The 19,745-nt window shown below is 51.2% G+C and carries 13 protein-coding genes; 6 read left to right on the forward strand and 7 right to left on the reverse strand.

The features are described 5' to 3' along the window. Position 1: 1 nt before the first annotated feature. The 6 genes from NT073_RS05650 to NT073_RS05675 all read right to left on the reverse strand — a co-directional run bounded on the left by NT073_RS05650 (position 2) and on the right by NT073_RS05675 (position 4,675). The gene (locus NT073_RS05650; RefSeq protein WP_297370053.1) at positions 2-577 is read right to left on the reverse strand and encodes a YeeE/YedE thiosulfate transporter family protein; all 576 of its coding nucleotides are present in this window, start codon (positions 575-577) and stop codon (positions 2-4) included. Between the two features lie 15 nt (positions 578-592). Continuing rightward, entirely contained in the window at positions 593-1,216 is a 624-nt protein-coding gene (locus NT073_RS05655; RefSeq protein ID WP_297370056.1) for a class I SAM-dependent methyltransferase, read from the reverse strand. 12 nt (positions 1,217-1,228) lie between these two features. Next, complete coding sequence (locus tag NT073_RS05660; RefSeq protein WP_297370060.1) at positions 1,229-2,641, reverse strand: MBL fold metallo-hydrolase; 1,413 nt, start codon at positions 2,639-2,641, stop codon at positions 1,229-1,231. A 94-nt stretch (positions 2,642-2,735) separates the two neighbouring features. Continuing rightward, entirely contained in the window at positions 2,736-3,542 is an 807-nt protein-coding gene (locus tag NT073_RS05665; RefSeq protein WP_297370063.1) for a sulfite exporter TauE/SafE family protein, read from the reverse strand. Between the two features lie 78 nt (positions 3,543-3,620). After that, positions 3,621-4,256 (reverse strand): Crp/Fnr family transcriptional regulator, encoded by a 636-nt coding sequence (locus tag NT073_RS05670; RefSeq protein ID WP_012931354.1) that lies wholly within the window; start codon positions 4,254-4,256, stop codon positions 3,621-3,623. Positions 4,257-4,408: 152 nt separating this feature from the next. After that, positions 4,409-4,675 (reverse strand): isoprenylcysteine carboxylmethyltransferase family protein, encoded by a 267-nt coding sequence (locus NT073_RS05675; RefSeq protein WP_106139129.1) that lies wholly within the window; start codon positions 4,673-4,675, stop codon positions 4,409-4,411. A 142-nt stretch (positions 4,676-4,817) separates the two neighbouring features. Between NT073_RS05675 and NT073_RS05680 the strand changes: the two genes are divergently transcribed. Beyond that, a complete protein-coding gene (locus NT073_RS05680) occupies positions 4,818-7,901 on the forward strand; it encodes a Tn3 family transposase (RefSeq protein ID WP_297370067.1) in 3,084 nt (1,027 codons plus the stop codon). Positions 7,902-8,045: 144 nt separating this feature from the next. Here NT073_RS05680 and NT073_RS05685 read toward each other — a convergent pair whose 3' ends face one another. Next, on the reverse strand, positions 8,046-9,047 hold the full coding sequence (locus tag NT073_RS05685) for a replication initiation protein (RefSeq protein WP_297370071.1): 1,002 nt from the start codon (positions 9,045-9,047) through the stop codon (positions 8,046-8,048). Between the two features lie 1,925 nt (positions 9,048-10,972). On the opposite strand from NT073_RS05685, the gene NT073_RS05690 reads away from it, so the two are divergent. The 5 genes from NT073_RS05690 (at position 10,973) to NT073_RS05710 (ending at position 19,526) form a co-directional block, all read left to right on the forward strand. After that, on the forward strand, positions 10,973-11,311 hold the full coding sequence (locus NT073_RS05690; RefSeq protein ID WP_297370074.1) for a DUF6660 family protein: 339 nt from the start codon (positions 10,973-10,975) through the stop codon (positions 11,309-11,311). Positions 11,312-11,408: 97 nt separating this feature from the next. Continuing rightward, positions 11,409-15,851, forward strand: a complete 4,443-nt coding sequence (locus tag NT073_RS05695; protein WP_297370077.1) for a CusA/CzcA family heavy metal efflux RND transporter — start codon at positions 11,409-11,411, stop codon at positions 15,849-15,851. After that, positions 15,848-17,080 carry an efflux RND transporter periplasmic adaptor subunit gene (locus NT073_RS05700; RefSeq protein WP_297370080.1) on the forward strand — a complete coding sequence of 411 codons (1,233 nt, stop codon included), beginning with the start codon at positions 15,848-15,850 and terminating at the stop codon, positions 17,078-17,080. The genes NT073_RS05695 and NT073_RS05700 overlap by 4 nt, the downstream gene beginning before the upstream one ends. A gap of 107 nt (positions 17,081-17,187) precedes the next feature. Then, complete coding sequence (locus NT073_RS05705; RefSeq protein ID WP_297370083.1) at positions 17,188-18,423, forward strand: sodium:proton exchanger; 1,236 nt, start codon at positions 17,188-17,190, stop codon at positions 18,421-18,423. A 149-nt stretch (positions 18,424-18,572) separates the two neighbouring features. Next, positions 18,573-19,526, forward strand: a complete 954-nt coding sequence (locus NT073_RS05710) for a PE-PGRS family protein (protein ID WP_297370086.1) — start codon at positions 18,573-18,575, stop codon at positions 19,524-19,526. Positions 19,527-19,745 lie beyond the last annotated feature (219 nt).

A 19,745-nucleotide genomic window follows, 5' to 3' on the forward strand; every position in this document is an offset into this window, starting at 1 on the left:
CTTAGTTGATCCAGGCGAAAATAAACGGCAGTAAAAGGTGCGTCATCACAAAGCCTCCTACCATAAAACAAATCGTTGCCACCAACGATGGCCATTGCAGGTTGGAGAGGCCCATGATGGCATGCCCCGATGTACAACCGCCGGCCCACCGGGTTCCAAAGCCCACCATCAACCCGCCAATAACGCTGAAGAACAACCCTTTGAGCGTAAACAGATTCGACAGGGCGAATAGGTCGGCGGGCATCAGTCCCGAAAAATCCTGAATCCCCAGAGCCTGTAAAGCCACTACGGTCCGCGGGGCTATACTGATCGAGTCAGGGTTGGCCAAAAAGCGGGTGGCGACAAAACCACCCAGTAGCACACCCGCCACAAAAAATAAATTCCAGGCTTCTTTCTTCCAGTCATAGTGAAAAAAGGAAATGTTAGCCGGCAGGCAGGCCGCGCAGATATGTCGAAGCGACGACGAGATACCAAATGACTTATTGCCGATCAGTAGCAGCGTGGGAACGGTAAGGCCGATGAGCGGCCCAGCTACGTACCAGGGCCAGGGTTGCCGGATTGTATGCAGAAATTCCATAAGGTACTAAATTGGCTATAAGCTATTTGACAAATTCCGTTTAAAGTGACAAAACAGAAAATTCTGGGTGGTACCAAACGGGGTTTGGTGATCTTCCGTCACGCAATGAAGCTTCGTAAAGCCCGCCTTTAGTTGCTCTTCCAGCTCCGGTTCAGAGTACTGTTTAACGGCCAGTCCACTGCATCGGTCCGGCCCATTCTCCGAAAAGGTACCCATAGTCATGAATCCAGTAACGGCCTGTCGGGCCGTCTGGAGGTAGGTCGCAATCTGATCCGTCGAAGTCAGAAAATGAAACGTGGCCCGGTCGTGCCAAATGGTATAGGTCGCCGTTGGCCGGAAGGTCAGCACATCACTCACGATCCAGTTGACCCGGTTTGCCTGCTTGCCGATTCGTTGCTGCGCTTTGGTCAGGGCGTGGGCCGAAATGTCAAGTACGGTAATATGCTCGTAACCATCCGCTAAGAGAAAGTCAACCAGGGTACTATCGCCACCGCCAATGTCGATAATGGGGGCTGTTTTGGGTACCTGGCAACGGCGAATGAACGCCAGCGATGTCTGGGGAATAGCCTGCGTCCAGCTTACCTGATCGGGTTGTTTGGTCCGGTAAACGGTTTCCCAGTGTTGATGATTTTCAGTCATGATCTTGATAAATTACTGCTGGGTAGCGGGACAGACGAAATTAGTCGTGTTGAAACGCCCGGTTTGCTGCATAGCGGCAAACCCACCGGCAATGTCGATCAGGTTATCGAAGCCACGGGCCTTCAGAATCGACAGGGCCATCATGGAGCGGTATCCGCCTGCGCAGTGCACATAGACCGACCCTTCTTTTTTTATTTCAGCCATCCTGTCATTCAACGTATCAAGGGGTAGGTTAATCGCCCCATCAATGTGCTCAGCGGCAAACTCGCCCGGCTTACGTACATCCACGAGGGTAAGCTCATCCAGCGCTAACTGAGTGGCCACTTCATCGGCTGAAAGAGACGGCATGTGGTCAACCTCAAGACCGGCATTGATCCAGGCGTTTAGTCCGCCATCCAGGTAGCCAATAACCTGATCGTAACCCACACGAGCCAATCGAACCAGCGATTCAGCCGCTTTGCCCGCTTCTGTAATGAGCAAAATTGGCTGCCTCACGTCTGGGATGAGTGCGCCCACCCAGGGAGCAAACTGCCCATTCAAGCCAATATTAATGGCGTTGGGCACAAACCCGGTAGCGAAGAGCTGTGCGTCGCGGGTATCCAGCAGGAGTGCACCGGTCTGGTTGGCGGCCGCTTCAAAAGCCTGTGGACTAAGTGGCTGCGCTCCCCGTTTCAACACGCGGTCAATCTGTTCGTAGCCTTCCCGGTTCATGCGGACGTTTTCAGGAAAATAAGCGGGCGGTTTGGCTAGTCCGTCGGTTACTTCCTGAATAAATTCCAGCCGGCTCATGTCGGCTCGGAGCGCATAATTGACCCGTTTCTGATTGCCCAGCGTATCGCTGGTTTCTTTACTCATGCTCTTGCCACAAGCGGAGCCCGCTCCGTGAGCCGGATAAATCACTACGTTGTCCGGTAAAAGCATAATCTGGGTTCTAAGCGAATCGAAGAGCATACCCGCTAAATCCGGCGTGGTCAATGCGGATCCCTGTGCCAGGTCGGGTCGCCCAACATCGCCAATAAACAAGGTATCGCCACTAAAAAGCGCGATGGGCAGCCGGGCCGCATCCAGGAGCAGATAACAGCTCGATTCAATCGTATGACCCGGTGTATGCAGTACTTGAATCGTTAGCGCACCCAGTGGAAACTCTTCTCCGGCGCGGGCACTATACGATTCAAAGCCAGTCTGTGCGTTGGGGCCATAGATGATTGGTGCGCCTGCCTGGCGGGCTAAGTCAAGATGACCCGACACAAAATCAGCGTGCAGGTGCGTCTCGAATACATACTTTATCGTCGCCCCATCGCTACGAGCTTTCTCCATATACGAAGCCACTTCCCGTAAGGGATCAATGACAGCGGCTTCCCCGTTGCTTTCGATATAGTAGGTTCCCTGCGATAAGCAACCGGTATAAATCTGCTCAATTTTCATAAAACGATTGGATTGACATACGGACTAAATATTGAATCAAAACTAGGAAGTGGATCTCCGGGGTTCTGTGATACTTGTCACACAGCCCTCAAAATCATCTAAAAAGCAGCTCTTTTGTCAGGATGAATACACCCATGCCCAGCACAAACCAGCCAAAGGCTTTCCGCAAGTGCTGCCCGGCGATATAGCGGGCCAACTGACTGCCCAGAAAAATACCGCCCACGGAAAGTGCGGTAAATACGCTCAGAAATCCCCAATCGATTACCTGGTCGGCTGGACTGCTGGTAAACCCAACGAGTGAATTGAAGGCTATAATCAGCAGCGAACTACCAATGGCTGTTTTCATGGGCAACCGGGCAAAGAGCACCAGCGTCGGGATAATCAGGAATCCCCCACCCGCCCCAACGATACCGGTCACCAGGCCAACCAGCCCGCCCTCCAGGGCAATGACGGGAAAATTAGTCTCCTTATCCTCCCGCTCAGTTACGGAGACGGCTTTGTTCTCCCGAATCATTGAATAGGCTGCGGCCAGCATAATCAGCGCAAACAGAACCATCAGCGCGACTGGTTTCGTCAGCACAAATCCGGCCCAAAGCGGAAGTTGAGCGGGAATATAAGGCAGCATAAACTGACGGGCCAGGATGACCGTAACCAGGGAAGGGAGTGCAAAGGCAACAGCCGCCGAGTAATTAATTAGCCCCTGTTTCATGTAATTGATTGACCCTACCAGGGAGGTAGTGCCGACAATGAACAGGGAATAGGCCGTTGACAGGATTGGATTAATGTGGAGCAGGTATACCAGAACGGGCAAAGTCAGTATACTGCCACCCCCCCCTAGTAAGCCCAGGCTAATACCAATCAGAATGGATGAAGAGAAACCAGCGACTTGCAGAGTGGTCATAAACGCTATTTTTTTAACGAAAGTAGCGGGCCTTCTCTTAGGCTTCCGTGACAAATGTTACAGGAACCCCGAATTCTCCTAGAGTATGGCAATTTTATGGCGCATCAATTTTATATGGGCTGCTTTCTCCAGCTGTTTCAGCAAGCGGGAAATCACTTCCCTTGACGTAGCCAGTTCCTGGGCGATTTCCTGATGGGTGATTGAAATGACGGTACACTGGCAGCTTTGGGTCTTTTTACGCAGATAAGCCAGTAGCCGTTCGTCGAGTTTATGAAACGCTACCTGATCGATTGTCCCTAGCAGATCGTTAAATCGCTTCTGGTACGTATGAAATATAAACTGTTTCCAGGTTGAATAGCGGCACATCCACTCATCGACTTTTTCCATGGGGATGGCAATCAGCTCGGTTTCTTCTTCGACCAGGGCCGTGATCTCACTTTTCTTTTGGCCCAGACAGCCGGTAAGCGACATGGCGCAGGAATCTAAACCGCCCAGATAATACAGAAGGGCTTCCCGACCCAGCTCATCCGGTCGCATGATCTTGACCGAACCGCGAATAATAATGGGTACGGACCGAATGTATTCGCCGGGTCGAATTAAATAAGCACCCGTGGGCACCCGCTTATAGAGTCCTGCCTGCGCCATGTCAGTCAGTAACGCGAGTTCGAACGTACCAGCAAACGTTTCCTGCAAATAAGTGGTCGTCAATGTCATCGAATAGTCCTTATATTAATAGGCTGATAGTGTAACAGTCAACATAACCGGCAAGTTGCTTACTCAGAAAACTTGAGTCAATAGCCTTGGCAGGTATTTAGAATTAAGCATGTTGAATCATCTGTCGATCAACGTATCAAACGAAGTACGTTCTAACCAGTTTTTGACCAGTGTGGCACGAGCATGGGAACTCGTCGGCGATAGTGCCTGTAGAGTTCACCGAATTCCTCGATGAGTTTCCGCTCCTCGAAATAAATTCCAATGCGTATGTAAAGGCTGGCGGCCAAAAGGAAAATAAGGTTGGCCCAGGTGGGTTGATATACAAGAACGCCAAACAGCGCCAGAATCATCCCCAGATACAAAGGATGTCGTACATAGCGTAGAATACCATGTTCGCGAAATCCACCTTTAATATCCATTTATTTTGATGTCACTCAGTCGTAGTACGCAGTTGCAGATAGAATGATTCCTATTGGCTACTCAGTGGGTCTATGCGTTGCTCAGTTATTCCTAATCATTTATTTTCCCCATGAGCAGTGCTTACTTTCAATCGTCTGTTGAATGCCACGTCGAGCCTTTATCTCTGCTGAAGAGCGAATTCGATTTGATTCCCCGCCTGTATTAACTCAACAGCACCGAACCATCTTGCTGGATTTGCCAACCTGGGCTACGACCTATATGGGGCAAATCCAATCCTCAACCAATAAAATCGGCTTTTTGCTACAACTTGGCTACTTCCGAATCACTAACCGCTTCTTCGTGGCCGATCGATTTGAGCCTGACATCATCAATTGGCTCTGTGCAAGAACGCAGCTTGATCCCAACCAAATCGATTTAACTAAATATACCCGCAGCCGGACAGCCTTCCGCCACCGAGAAACCATTTTAGCTCATTTAGGCTATCAGGCTTTTGATCGGACCCACGAGCAGGAATTACTGGTAGAAGCCCAGCGATTGGCCCACCTCCAAACCCGCCCTGCTCTAGTGTTGGATGCCCTGACGGGTTATTTGCAGGAACGCCGGATTGAAATACCCCCCTATAATACGCTGCGGCTTATCCTAATTGAAGCGCTGCAATCCTTTCAAGCGAATCTGGAGCAAATTATTGACCGCTACCTCCAGGAAAACGACAGCCAATTATTGGATACGCTATTGGGGCGGCAGAGCAGCCCACCCGGTTCAGCTACTCAGTTATTTCCGTATCGGCTCACTCACTTCAAACGAATTAGTCAGTCGATGCAGCCAGGTCAAATTAAGCAGCGGGTCGAGTTATTCCGGGAATTAAAACTACTCTTTTCTCAGTTGGCTCCCTTGATTGTCCGATTAAATTTATCGGATGATGCCATCCGCTACTATGCGCAATACGTATTAGACACCCAGTCCAAACAAACCGTTCAACGCACCAGCGAACGGTACTTACGACTGATTGCATTTATTATTCATCAGTACTTAAGTGTGGGTGACGCACTAGTACTCACCCTGCGACAGTCGGTAACCAGCATTCTCAATGAATGTGAACAAACCCTCAAGGATGAGCAGTTCGAAAGCCGATACGCCAACGCCCAGTTGGTCCACCGGGTCACCCGGCGGAGCGACATCCATATTCAGGCGCTGGTTCAGATCGAAGAAATCGTTGATTTGCCGGGCCTGGAGGCTGCCCAGAAGATTGACCAGATTCGGGACTTATTTCAACGTCATCGCCTGTCGGGTATCGATTTGCAAACCGATAAAGAGCGATTGATCGATCTGAAAACGGTCAATCAGTCCATTCATGACCGGGATGACTTCTATGACACTTTGGAAAGAGCGTCGCTGAAGCTTCAGACTCGTGTGGCAGGAGTGGTCCAAGCCTTAGTTTTCGATGAGCAAAGCTCACCCCCCTCCCTGGTAGCCGCCCTTCGCTTGTTTCAAGCCACTAAGGGCGAAATCACTCAAAGTAATAACCTTCCTCTCGACTTTCTGGATTTGGCGGACCGGCAACGCATTTTCACCCTAACCGGTAAATTGCGGGTATCACTCTACAAAGCGCTGTTGTTTTGGAAGATCCGTGATCATTTACGGGATGGCAGTCTAAATGTGTTGTCCTCCTATGAACATCGTGCTTTTGATGAATACCTGATACCCCGTCGCCAGTGGCAGATCCATCGTCAGGCGTATTTACAAAAAGCTAATCTACTTCGCTATGAAAAAGCAGAACCAACGTTAGCCAAGATCAATGAGCGACTCAATGCCCAGTTTAGGCTGACCAACCAGCACCTCAACACCAACGCCCAGGTTTATTTCGACAAGGCCGGGGATTGGCATTTACATCGTTACCGGGGGCGAGAATCAGAACAACCATCTCCTCAAACCAATCTCTATCCAACCAGCCGGGTCATCTCGTTGCGGGATGTGCTATTGGACGTGGATGAGTTAACGGACTTTCTGTCCGCCTTTGAACACCAGGGTTTCGCTCACAAACCGTCTCGACCCGACAATAGCCTGCTGTTAGCCGCCCTGATTGGTTATGGGGAGAATATTGGCATTCGCAAAATGGCCATGATTTCCAAAAACATTCCGATCAACAGTCTGGAAACCGTGGCAACTCACTACTTTTCGCCCGAAAGCGTCTTAAAGGCCAACGATCTGATTCTAACCAAAAGCAACGAATTACCCCTGACCGAACAGTTTCGGCGCCGGGCAAACTTTATTCAAACCGGCTCGGATGGTCAGAAATATGACGTATCAATTCCCCTCTTACGGGCTTCAGCCTCTTACAAGTATTTTGGCAATGGTCAGGGCATTACGATTTACTCCCATCTGGATGAAGCCGGTCAGTTAATTTATTCGACGGCGTTTAGTGCCGCTGATCGGGAAGCCCCGTACATGCTGGACGCCATTACGTATAATGAAGTGATTACACCTGACGCCCACGCCACCGACCAGCACGGCTTTTCGGAACCTATCTTCGGGGTTACCGGCCTGATTGGCGTGGAGTTTCGTCCTCGCTTTGCCTCGATCCATCGACAGCGGCTTTACAGCCTTGATGCCGTATCAATTTATAAAGAGCAGGGGTGTCGGATTGGGCCAGATGCGCGTATCGATTATGAGCATGTTGTCAGTCAATGGGATGAGATTCTGCGTTTGGTGGCCACGATCAAACTAGGCTACGCTAAAGCATCACTGCTTTTTAAGCGGCTTAATTCGTATGACCGACAGCATCCACTTTACCGGGCATTACGGGATTTAGGGCGTTTGTTCAAGACGGAATACATTCTGCGTTATATCAGCGAACCCCAGTTGAGGGAAACCGTTGAGGGAATTCTAACCCGCGTGGAACATGCGAATCGGTTTGCCAAAGCCGTCAATCTGGGCAATAATGGCGAGCTTGGCTGGGCTACGTATCAGGAACAATTAATTGCTGAGGGCTGTAAGCGTTTAATCATGAACGCCATCAATTACTGGAATCTCTTGTACTTAAGTGAACAGCTCAAACGTTGTGCGAATTCGGCGGAACGTAAGGTTTTATTGGAAGCCATTCTGCAAACTAACACCCACACCTGGCATCATGTCAATCTGCAAGGCGAGTATGATTTTAGCGACGATAGCCCCCTATCGACTATCTTTAAATTGCATGAGATACTCAGTGCCAGAACAGTAAAATAGATTCGTAAAATGAACGTGACGAATTTGCTCCCTTTTTTTAGATTTACCCATATGTACAAAATTTTGGACATGCGAATTAGGATGCATCATAGTTTATCAATCGACAAGTAATAGGAAAAGCGCTACAGTACAAACAAAGTCAATTTACTGCACACCAAACACTTTTGCTGTATAGGCACCAATGTTTTTAATTTGTCCATCACTAATCATTTTTTCAATCTCGTAAATCTTTTTATTGATAAGCTTTTGATCATATTTTTCGATAACTGCATCCCGTTGATCAGTCCGCAAACCAAACCGGCTAACAAGTTTTTCCGATAGTATGCCCATAGAATCGGTTGGTGTTGGCAGAAACAATTCCTGCTCTATGGTGTTTTTGCTGATCTTAAACCGAAGTCCAGTATATTTTCGACCCTGCTTGATAAGTTCATACCGAACCAATAATTCCGTATGCTGATTAATCTCGTTAATGGAGGGATCAATAACACGCTCCATAAACATACCAATCATTGAGTACAGTTCTTTTCCAGTTTCAGTATCAACTAAAGCTAGACGTGATCGCAACTCGGATATAGTGATACTAAATATCCCTATATCCTTCCACTGAGAAATCATTTCATAAAGCCGCTTCGAGTATTTACCGGTCACCTTCATTGCGGATTCTTTCCCTAGCGTAGTATAGTTACCCCCTTTTAGGTTAGTTAACATACCTCGCATGATAGGATCTATAGTAACCCGCATCGTCCCTTCACCTTCGTTATATATAAAGCGGGAAAAGGGGACTACTTGCACATACTCTCCGTTAATGAACATCTCCATTTTGATGTCCATCATACCCCAAGAAGCCTTCTTTAAATTGGTATATCCGTTACTAGGATCTCGATCCAGATCAATAATAATATCGCGTACACGCAGGATATACTCCTGATCAGCCGCATCATTCGACTTGATCGCTGATTGGAGCACATATAATATGTCCTTTTGTAGGGCAGACATTTCATACCGCGCCGTCGTCAGTGTATTGCCCTGATAAATAAGTGTCTGTGTTTTATGCCCGCGTGCCATGTTCACAAAAATAAACCAACTACACACATAACGCAATCGAAACTTATCCACTTCTCCACCGTACTTTTTGTTATCGGGCATCGTACTTTTTGTTATACTTGTTCTTCCACCACGTACATTTTGTTATATCAGAGGCTAGACAAAACGTATAAACTGTTATAGAAACCGTATAAACTGTTATAGAAACCGTACTTTTTGTTATAGTTAGACTGCATAACATACTGATAATCATAAAGTTATAGAGCTATCAAAGATCAAAATAAATCTACAAATAAAAGAATTGATTTTTCACAAATCTTTGATAACAGGGTTTAGAAAGGAAAAAAATAAGGGTATTTCACAAAAGTATCCACCGAAAAAAACAAAAAATCAAATACTGTTTATGAAAAAAGTCTCGCGAACGTACTTTTTGTTATAGTTATCTTAAACATCTGATAATCAATTTGTTATCTATTAAAAATAGCCTTGCTAGGCAAAAGAATTTCACCATATACGTATTTTTTGTTATAGTTAAGCTATTAACTGCCTGATTATGAAGGTAAATGGGTTAAATTCGAACAAGCACTTAAGCAATAGACAAAAAAATCAAACGTATTTTTTGTTATACTTTAAGTCTAATTGATTAGTAATCAACACATAAGCTTTATCGGAGTTTAACTATAACCACTCAAATCAGTAATACATACCGTACTTTTTGTTATAGTTGGCGTTTTATTGTGCTAATTTACAGTGCATTACTTAAAATCAATGCTACAATAAAATCGATCATTTTAGATCAGGAAACGTATTTTTTGTTATAGTTAGCGAGTTATCTGTCTGATTACCAGATATATAACAAACAAAAAAGTAAACTAGCAGATAAATAGCGTCGTACTTTTTGTTATAGTTAAGCGATCAGAAGAATCTTAAAAATGAAGCCTTAACCAAGCTGACTGAAGCCAGGACACATTAAATAAGCATTTCGATAGGCTTTAGAATAAGAGGGCAAGCGCCCTTATTAAACCGATAGAGTTGGCAATTACTGCAGGAGCATTCCCGCTCCTTATTGTGAATGGGATATGAGTGTTCCACTATCAGGGAAACCTATAGTAAAACAGGATCTGACGATAAGTAAGATACAACTACAGGGCTGATAGCCATCTAAGCGTTTCTACAGCCTTATGGAAGGAGATCTTGATACTTCCTATGGTATTAAGGATACAGGTAAAATCAACGCACAGACGCGAGTTATTACAATCTGAATACCAACCAGGATGCATTAGCCGTTTGGTACCTCTGCGGCGGACCGTAAAATCCGTCACTTGGCAGTCTACAGTGTATTATTAACTCACACTCATCGTTGAAAATGATACGTTGATTTGCGAGACGGCAATTTGAGATTGGGCAGCGGTAAAACTGGGAAAGCTTATTTACATTCGGATATCGTCGCTTTAAATGGGCGTTTGAAGAGATGCTTTCTTAACAGTTATTCTGGGCCTAATATTGGCGTAACCAAACAAAGAGGTGGCTGGCCTCTGTCGGCAAATTTCCGACCGCTTCGGCGACCGGCTGCGGCCCGGCCGGGGACGGTCACTAGGGGCGATACGATGCAGCGCGACCGTTTGTGTCCGAAAAATTAATTGGGTATCTCAAGAGAAGTAAGGTGTATCGTAATAATCATCGCACAGAAAAGCCTTGTCCGTTGAATATGGATGTGACTTTAACTCGCTGAGAAGCGAACTGGTGTAATAGCCTGATTCCAAAATACCGAGGTATAACTGAACAATTTTAATTTAAGGTTTATAACGCTAAAAGCTACTATTTGACAGCCAGTACATATAAAATGAAAAGAAATCTTTGCCCTTTTATTGAACGAATTGACGTCTGACCCGTCATAATAAGGACTTGACTCTGAACCCTCTCCATTAGCAGTAAACTTGAGTTAGTAAAATCGGATTTTCTATATAGTCTCTCATGGGCTGGAAATAATACGTTTTAAAAACGCGAACCTTTCTTACCTTTGACCCGTGAAATCACTGGTTTGTCTGTTGTTAAGCCTGCACTTACTTGTGCTATCGGTACTTCCCTGCACCGAGGCTATCCCGTATGACCAGTCCTCCCATCAGTACACGATAACCCTTTCCACTCACCACCAACCTGTAGGCTCGTTCTCCGACGGCGATCTCTGCACGCCGTTTTGTTCGTGTTCAGCCTGTCCGGCCTCGGTAACGGCCCCTCCGGCCCCGCTGATGCCGCTTGAACCAACCGTAGCTTATTTGCCCCTTTTTTCAACGCGCTTCGCGTACTTGCCTTCCCGGCCGACCAGTTTTCCCCTTCATATCTGGCAGCCTCCCCAGCTAGCCTAAGCCCCAATTCGCTGCTCCGATTGGCTTGACCAAACCGGCTTAAGTACCTTTCATTCACCCTGAATGAAGGCATTGGCTATTTATCTTTTTTCTTCTCATGCTGGATTCCATTATCCGATTTTCTATTCGGAATAAACTCATCATTGGCCTGCTGACGCTGGTGCTGATTGGGTGGGGTAGCTACGCGCTCCGTCGCTTACCGATTGACGCGCTGCCCGACATCACCAGCAATCAGGTGCAGGTTATTACCCGTTCACCGGCGCTGGCTGCTCAGGAGGTAGAGCGGCTGATTACCTTTCCCGTCGAACAGACGATGGCTACCATCCCCGACATTACCCAAATCCGCTCCATCTCGCGCTTTGGCTTGTCGGTCGTTACCTTAGTCTTCAAAGATGCCACCGACCTGTACTGGGCCCGCCAGCAGGTGGATGAGCGACTATCCGAAGCCCGGGCTCAGATTCCACCCGGTACGGGCGAACCCGCATTGGGGCCGATCAGCACGGGATTGGGCGAAATCTATCAGTATGTCATCTATGCAAAACCCGGTTTTGAGAAACGCTATTCACCCATGGAACTGCGCTCAATTCAGGACTGGGTCGTCCGAAGGCAGCTCCTGGGTACGCCCGGCGTGGCCGACGTGAGCAGCTTTGGGGGGCTGTTGAAACAGTATGAAATTGCCGTTGACCCGGATCGGCTTCGCTCCTATGGTCTTAGCATCGGTGATTTGTTTACGGCACTGGAAAAAAACAACCAGAACACGGGTGGGGCTTACATCGACAAAAAGCCCAGCGCCTATTTCATCCGTTCAGAGGGCCTGGTAGGGAGTCTGGCCGATATGGGCCGCATCGTCGTCCGGCGCACGGCCGGGGGCGTGCCCATATTGGTTCGGGATGTGGCCCAGGTACGCTTCGGCTCCGCCGTGCGCTATGGGGCGCTGACGCGCAACGCAGAAGGGGAAGCCGTGGGTGCCGTCGTCCTGATGCTGAAAGGCCAAAACGCCAATGAGGTCATTGCCCGGATAAAGACCAAGATTGACCAGATCCGACGGACGCTGCCCGAAGGCGTCGAAATCCGTGTGTTTCTAGATCGCTCGGAGTTGGTGAACCGGGCCATCCATACCGTGACCCGGAACCTCATCGAGGGAGCCCTTATTGTGATTTTCGTCCTGATCCTGTTTCTGGGCAACTGGCGGGCGGGGCTGGTGGTGGCCTCGGTAATCCCTCTGGCCATGCTCTTTGCCATCGGCATGATGAGTCTGTTTGGCGTTTCAGGAAACCTGATGAGTTTGGGAGCCATCGATTTTGGCCTGATTGTGGACGGAGCCGTTATCATCGTCGAGGCCACCCTGCATCATCTGGTAGGTCGCCGGGTAAACCGTTTGACTCAATCCCAAATGGATGAGGAGGTCTACCAAGCCGCCAGCCAAATCCGATCCTCGGCCGCCTTTGGCGAAATCATTATCCTCATTGTTTATCTGCCCATCCTGGCCTTAGTCGGTATTGAAGGCAAAATGTTTCGACCGATGGCACAGGTGGTCAGCTTCGCTATTTTAGGGGCATTCATTCTTTCCCTGACCTACGTACCCATGGTATCGGCACTGCTGCTGAGTAAAAACATCCGTCAGCAGCCGACCCTCTCCGACCGGATGATGGGCTTCTTCCACCGGTTGTATGATCCCGCTATCCGGTGGGCACTGCGCGCTAAATGGCTCGTACTGGGCATAGCCACCGGGCTACTGGTGGGGGCCGGTTGGCTCTTCAGCCGCTTAGGGGGCGAATTTATTCCCGAACTGAGCGAGGGCGATTTCGCCGTGGAACTGCGCACCCTGACGGGTTCGTCGCTTAGCCAAACCGAGGATAAGTTTCTGCAATCGGCGCGGTTGCTACTCAAACAGTTTCCCGAAGTGCGGGAAGTGATTGGTAAAATCGGGGCGGGTGAGATTCCCACCGATCCCATGCCCATCGAAGCCGGGGATTTGATGGTCCTGCTCAAGCCCCAGTCCGAATGGACGTCGGCCGATAATCAGGAGGATTTGGCGGGCCAAATGGCGGAAGCCCTCGAAGCGATTCCCGGTGTCACCTACGGGTTTCAGCAACCCATCCAGATGCGGTTCAACGAGTTGATTTCGGGGGCCAAGCAGGACGTGGCCGTCAAATTATTCGGCGAGGATCTCACCGAGTTGCAGCGACTGGCGGGCCAGCTTGGGCGCATCGTCCGGACGGTGCCGGGTGCCACGGATTTGTACGTGGAGCAGGTGCAGGGACTACCCCAGATTGTGGTGGCCGTGGACCGCGAGGCCCTAGCCCGCTACGGTCTTTCGGTCGATGAGGTAAACCGAACCCTCAGCGCGGCCTTTGCCGGGGAGAGTGCGGGCATCGTCTACGAGGGAGAACGCCGGTATGATCTGGTCGTCCGGCTGGCCAACCAGAGCCGCCGAAACATTGAGGACGTGCGGGCCCTGACCGTTTCGGTACCTGAAGGAACGCCTGTGCCGCTGGGTCAGTTAGCCAGCGTCAGCCTCAAGCCGGGGCCGAATCAGATTCAGCGGGAAGATGCCAAACGGCGGCTGACCATTGCCTTTAACGTCCGGGGTCGGGACGTGGAGAGTGTGGTCCGTGACTTACAGGGTAAAATCGACGCCCAGGTTAAATTGCCCACTGGTTACTCGATCACCTACGGCGGGCAGTTTGAGAATCTGATCGAAGCCCGAGAGCGCCTAACTATTGCGGTGCCGGTGGCCCTTGGCCTGATCTTTTTGCTCCTATTTGTCACGTTTGGGTCGGTAAGGCAGGCTGCCCTGATTTTCACGGCCATTCCGCTATCAGCCATTGGGGGCGTGCTGGCTCTCTGGCTGCGCGACATGCCCTTTAGTATTTCGGCGGGCGTGGGCTTTATTGCCTTGTTTGGGGTGGCCGTGCTCAACGGCATTGTGCTCATGGCTGAATTCAACCGGATTCGACGCGAGCAGGGTGTCAGCGACCTCCACGAGGTCATTTATCAAGGTACGGCCGTGCGGCTGCGCCCCGTTTTGATGACGGCCACGGTAGCTTCCCTAGGCTTTCTGCCGATGGCCCTGTCCACGACAGCGGGTGCGGAAGTGCAGAAACCGCTGGCCACGGTCGTCATCGGCGGGTTGATAACAGCGACGCTGCTGACCTTACTGGTCCTGCCCATTCTGTACTACTTAGAGGAAAGCTGGTTTGGTCAACGAAGGAAAGAAACCGACGGGGTTACCTCGCCGAAGCCAACGTCGGGCATCGCTCCCAGTTGGTTACTCATTGGCTTGTTGGCTGGTTCGCTGGTGGCCGGGGCTACGAGTGCATCGGCACAAGTGAACACCCAGGCCCCGGTGACCCGGCCCCTCTCCCTGGAAGGAGCGCTTCAGCAAACGTTTCAGAATAACCCGCAGGTCCGGGTCTCCGCCCTGACGATTGGCGTACAGCAGGCGTTACGGGGCACGGCCACCGACCTGGGCAAAACCGATCTGTCGGTCTCGCTGGGCCAGTATAACAGCCCTTATTTTGATCAGTCGATCTCGGTGGGTCAGCGATTTCCTGCCCCGGCCCTCATCCGAAGCCAGCGCCGACTCCTGGATGCCCGCGTTGTCGGGGCCGAAGCCGAAGGACGCGTGACCCGTCAGGAACTGGCCCTCCAAACCAAATCAGCGTACTACGAGCTGGTGTACCTCCGCTCCCTGCGGGGCGAACTGCTCCGGCAAGATAGTCTGCTGCGGGCGGTGGTGCAGGCTTCTGAGGTAAGAAAGCGCACCGGCGAGGGTACACTGCTGGAACAAACAGCGGCCGAAGTAGAAGCCCGGCAGCTCCAGATGGCCTTGCGGCAAAACCAGTCGGATGAACTAATCCGGCTTCGACGCCTGCAAACGTTGCTGGGGACCGAGACACTGCCCCGCGTGGGCGATTCGGTACTGACCGTCCGGTCTCTCCGCTTGCCGCTCATCGATTCAACCGCTCTGGTGCAAAATCCAGAACTGGCCCTGTTAATCCAGCAAATTAACCTGGCCCGGCGGGAAACGGACGTAGAGCGGGCGCGACTCAAACCCGACTTCGCCCTGACGCTGACGAATCAGTCGCTGCGGGGATTTTATCCAATGGCAGACGGAACGGAACAATACTATAACGCGGCCCACCGGTTTATGTACGGACAGGTAGGTATCTCCTTTCCGCTGATTGCCAAGCCCCTGCGGGCCCGGGTCCAAGCCGCCGAATTAGGCCAGCAGCGAGCCGAAGCGAGCCTGACTGCCCGGCAGCGAAGCCTGCGGGGGGCTTACGACGAACTGGTGCAGACCTACCGTAAGAATGAGCAGACGCTCACCTATTTTCAGCAATCGGCACTGCCCCAGGCTGCGCTGATTCGACAGACGGCCGAGCGGTCCTACCGGGCGGGCGAAATCGGCTATGTGGAACTGCTCCAAAACCTGCGCACCGTCATTGGTATTCAAACGGGTTATTTGGCCGCACTCAATGAGTACAATCAAACGGTTATCAACCTTGAATTTATCCTGGGAAGTACGCAACCATGAACCATCCATTCGTTAGTCGGCGGCTATGGCTCGCCCTATTTATCGTACTGAGTAGCCAAACGGCCTGTCAGCAGGAAGACAAATCCTCTAAATCGAGTGAAACGGCAGCTCCGGCCAAAACCGGGGAACCCGCCGAATCAAAAGAAGAAGCCGGTACGGTCGAGTTATCCGAAACCCAGTTTCAGACGGCAGGTATTCGCTTGGGATCACTGGAAACCCGAACCCTGAGTAACCTGATCCGGGTGAACGGGTCGCTTAATGCGCCCCCTCAGCAACAGGTATCCGTTTCAACGCCCTATGGGGGCATCCTGGTTTCATCCAGTCTGTTGCCCGGCACGGCCGTCCGCAAAGGCCAGGTACTGGCCGTTCTGGAAAATCCTGAATTTATCCGCCTACAGCAGGATTACTTAGAGACGAGTAGTCGATTGACCTTTCAGGAGCAGGAGTACGAGCGGCAACGGGAACTGAGTCAGCAGAACGTTGGGGCGCTAAAAACGTTGCAGCAGGCAACGGCTGAACTGGGTACGCTCCGGGCCAGGGCGGAGGGGCTTCGTCAGCAATTGGCCCTGCTGGGCATTCCCTCATCCGTACTGAAAGGCGGTAAAATTAGCCGTACCGTTGCCATACGGGCTCCCATCGGCGGAACGGTGACCGTGGCCGGTGTCAACCGGGGCCGGTATGTGGCGGCTAACGATGTTCTTTTTGAAATCGTCGATGCCAGCCGACTCCTAGCCCAGCTCACCGTTTTCGAGGGGGATGTGGCCCAGGTGCAGGTGGGGAAACGGGTGAGGATAAGTTTCATTGGACCGGGGGGCGCTGCAATGCCGCGTGAATACACCGGTCGCATCCGGCTTATCAACCGGGAAACCAATGCGGACCGAACCGTGTCGGTGTATGCTTCCTTGGATAACGCACCGTCGGGCCTGCGTCCGGGTACCTTTCTCAAAGCCGTGATCGAAACGACTTCCCAGCCGGTTCCGGCCCTGCCCGAAGCGGCCATCGTCCAGTCCGGCAATCAATCCCAGATTTTTGTGCTGGAAGAAAAAGAAGGCCAGGGGGAAGGGGTACGGTATCGGTTTCGGCCGATCCCGGTGCGGATAGGCGTGGCTGAAAACGGGTATCAGGCCGTTACCCTGCCCGCTGGCCTTAAGCCGGGTAACCGAATTGTTATTGCCGGGGCGTATGACCTGCTCTCGGCCATGAACAACACCGAAGAGGAGGGTGAATAAAGAAGCCAGCAGGAAAATACCGGCGATATAAGCCGGTTGTCCATGCGTTAGGCACCCTTGCGTGTTTGGTATAAAGTTAACCTGTAAACCTTAACTCCATTGTCCGTATGCGTTCGTTTATTGTGTACGTCTTACTCGCCGTTATGGCCACCCTACCGGCTCTAGTGCTACGTTTTGGTAGCTGGCATCCCAGTGCCCTGGTCGCCGTTGGCTGCTATGGCAGTGCCATCTTAGCCGCCGGTTTCCTTTTGTCCTGGGGAGCCGAAAGTGCCGAACGATTTGTTTCCCAAGGGTTGATCCTGGCCTTAGTCGCCTTGGTGACGGTGCTGCCCGAATACGCGGTCGATATTTATTACGCGTTTCAGGCAGGTCAGAATCCCCAGTCGATGTATGTTCATTATGCTGCGGCTAACATGACGGGAGCCAACCGGCTGCTGGTGGGGCTTGCCTGGCCGCTGATGGCCGTGTTGCATTGGTACAAGACCCGACAGCGGGCTATTGACCTGCAACCCGCTAACGGACTGGAGATCGGCTTTCTGCTGGGTGCCAGTATGTACGCCTTTATCATCCTGCTCAAGGATCAGATCGGCTTATGGGATACGCTCATCCTGACGGGGTTGTTTGGTGGCTATTTATGGCGGGTTAGCCATACCCCAAAGGCCCAGGAAACGGAGGAAGCTGAGGAACCTGGCCCGGCAGCCGCCTTGTCGAGGCTGCCCAAAGCGCAGCAGTGGGGGGTCATCGGTCTGCTTACGGCGGTGGCCAGTGGTGTGATTTTGGTATGCGCCGAGCCGTTCGCTGAATCAATCGTGCAGGCGGGTCGCCAGGTAGGAATCGATGAGTTTCTGCTGATCCAGTGGCTGGCACCGCTGGCCAGTGAAGCCCCAACCGTCTCCATTGCGGTCTTGTTTGTGCTGGCTGGCCGCTCCGGGGCTGGGCTCACGGCCATGATCAGTGATAAAATTAATCAGTGGACGCTGCTGATTGGTATGCTGCCGCTGGCCATGAGTGTTGGGGCATCTGCACTCACGGCCCTGCCTTTAGACGCCCGCCAGCATGAAGAATTTTTCTTAACGGCCACCCAGTCGCTCTTTGGAGTGGCCGTACTCCTTCGGTTCCGGCTTAGTCTGTGGCATGCCGCTATCCTGGTTGGTTTGTTCAGCACCCAGATCGGATTGGCCTTTCATTACCAGCACGATCCGGTCGCCAGTGTGAAAGTGCTGACCTATTTGGGATGGGTGTATCTGGCTCTGGCCCTGGCCTTCTTTACCCTGAATTTTTCCCAACTCAAAGCGGTAGCCTGGCGGGTACTCAGGGGTAGCCCGGCTACCATCCCGGATTGAGCGTAAAACCAGTCTGACTGACTAATCCTACCGTGCTGGCCAAAACAGAAGTATCCTGTCAGTGCGTCGAGGAACCTCCAACGAGACGCTCAAGCCTGCTTAGATACACGCATCGCGTTTGTTAAAACCAACCAATCCGGCCTGTTTTTATGACCCAACTACGATTTCGGACCAGCGCCCTGGCGTATACCAAGAGACGATTATTGAATAAATGTTTACTGGCTCCCCATTCTTGGAAAGGTCTGGCCGCTATGCTATTGATCCTACTGGTGGCCACCTGTGCGCCAGAAAAAGGACTGGACCCCACCTTTACCGTGGAAACCGTTCCCCAGCGGGTACCCGTTGAGCCGGGACTGATAGATGAAGCGTCAGGGATCGCCGACAGCCAGGCGATGGACGGTTACCTTTGGGTCGAGGAAGACAGCGGTAATCCGTCCCAGTTGAATTTACTTTCGCACGCGGGTAAACTGATCGGACGGTTACCCGTTCCGGGCGTCATGAATCGGGATTGGGAAGATATGGCGATTGGCCCTGGTCCCCAGTCCGGAGTTTCCTACCTGTACGTAGCCGACATAGGGGATAATGCGGGGGGTAACGCGGAAAACTACATCTACCGGCTGGCTGAACCAACCTCGTTGACGGCTATGGTCTCCTCGGTTGATCGAATTGCGTTTCGCTATGCGGACGGCCCGCACGATGCCGAAACGCTCCTGTTAGACCCCTTGACGCGCGATTTGTGGATCGTCACCAAAGCAGCCGACAAAGCTCGACTGTACCAGTTGGCGTATCCACAAAATACGGCATCGGTTTCCACCGCCACCTTTAGGGGGGAAGTACCCCTTAGTTTAGTGACCTCGGGTAGTATCTCGCCCGATGGGACGAACATCGTGTTGAAAACCTACGTGGGCATCGCCTACTGGCGACGATCTACTAAAGAGGGTCTTTATGCAATACTAACTACCCAGCAACCTCGCTCGTTACCGTATCTAATCGAGCCCCAAGGCGAGGCAATCGGGTTCGATAAAGCGGGGAACGGCTTTTTCACCCTGAGTGAGCGCGGCAATGCCGCGTCGGTTACCTTGAATTACTACAAACGACTCTAATTGGTCAACGACCATGCAACGAAAGCAAACGCTATTCGACTCATTTTATGTCGGCCTGGTACCGCTTAAAATGACGCGACCACTTCAGGTAGTTGATAACCTGAACCCGCCTTGTTGTCTTATGCAGCTTAGGGCGACCCAATCGTTTTTTTGCCCTTATAATCAGCTATATCGTCTACGCAAGGGCTTGATAACCCACTACGGGGGAAGGTCAACCCA

The sequence above is a fragment of the Spirosoma sp. genome (genome assembly GCF_026391055.1).
Classification (GTDB): Bacteria; Bacteroidota; Bacteroidia; order Cytophagales; family Spirosomataceae; genus Spirosoma.

Bases quoted from the DNA above. Each gene is read 5' to 3' on its own strand.
- NT073_RS05650 (WP_297370053.1), bottom strand. From the start codon at position 577: ATGGAATTTCTGCATACAATCCGGCAACCCTGGCCCTGGTACGTAGCT.
- NT073_RS05655 (WP_297370056.1), bottom strand. From the start codon at position 1,216: ATGACTGAAAATCATCAACACTGGGAAACCGTTTACCGGACCAAACAA.
- NT073_RS05660 (WP_297370060.1), bottom strand. From the start codon at position 2,641: ATGAAAATTGAGCAGATTTATACCGGTTGCTTATCGCAGGGAACCTAC.
- NT073_RS05665 (WP_297370063.1), bottom strand. From the start codon at position 3,542: ATGACCACTCTGCAAGTCGCTGGTTTCTCTTCATCCATTCTGATTGGT.
- NT073_RS05670 (WP_012931354.1), bottom strand. From the start codon at position 4,256: ATGACATTGACGACCACTTATTTGCAGGAAACGTTTGCTGGTACGTTC.
- NT073_RS05675 (WP_106139129.1), bottom strand. From the start codon at position 4,675: ATGGATATTAAAGGTGGATTTCGCGAACATGGTATTCTACGCTATGTA.
- NT073_RS05680 (WP_297370067.1), top strand. From the start codon at position 4,818: ATGCCACGTCGAGCCTTTATCTCTGCTGAAGAGCGAATTCGATTTGAT.
- NT073_RS05685 (WP_297370071.1), bottom strand. From the start codon at position 9,047: ATGCCCGATAACAAAAAGTACGGTGGAGAAGTGGATAAGTTTCGATTG.
- NT073_RS05695 (WP_297370077.1), top strand. From the start codon at position 11,409: ATGCTGGATTCCATTATCCGATTTTCTATTCGGAATAAACTCATCATT.
- NT073_RS05700 (WP_297370080.1), top strand. From the start codon at position 15,848: ATGAACCATCCATTCGTTAGTCGGCGGCTATGGCTCGCCCTATTTATC.
- NT073_RS05705 (WP_297370083.1), top strand. From the start codon at position 17,188: ATGCGTTCGTTTATTGTGTACGTCTTACTCGCCGTTATGGCCACCCTA.
- NT073_RS05710 (WP_297370086.1), top strand. From the start codon at position 18,573: ATGACCCAACTACGATTTCGGACCAGCGCCCTGGCGTATACCAAGAGA.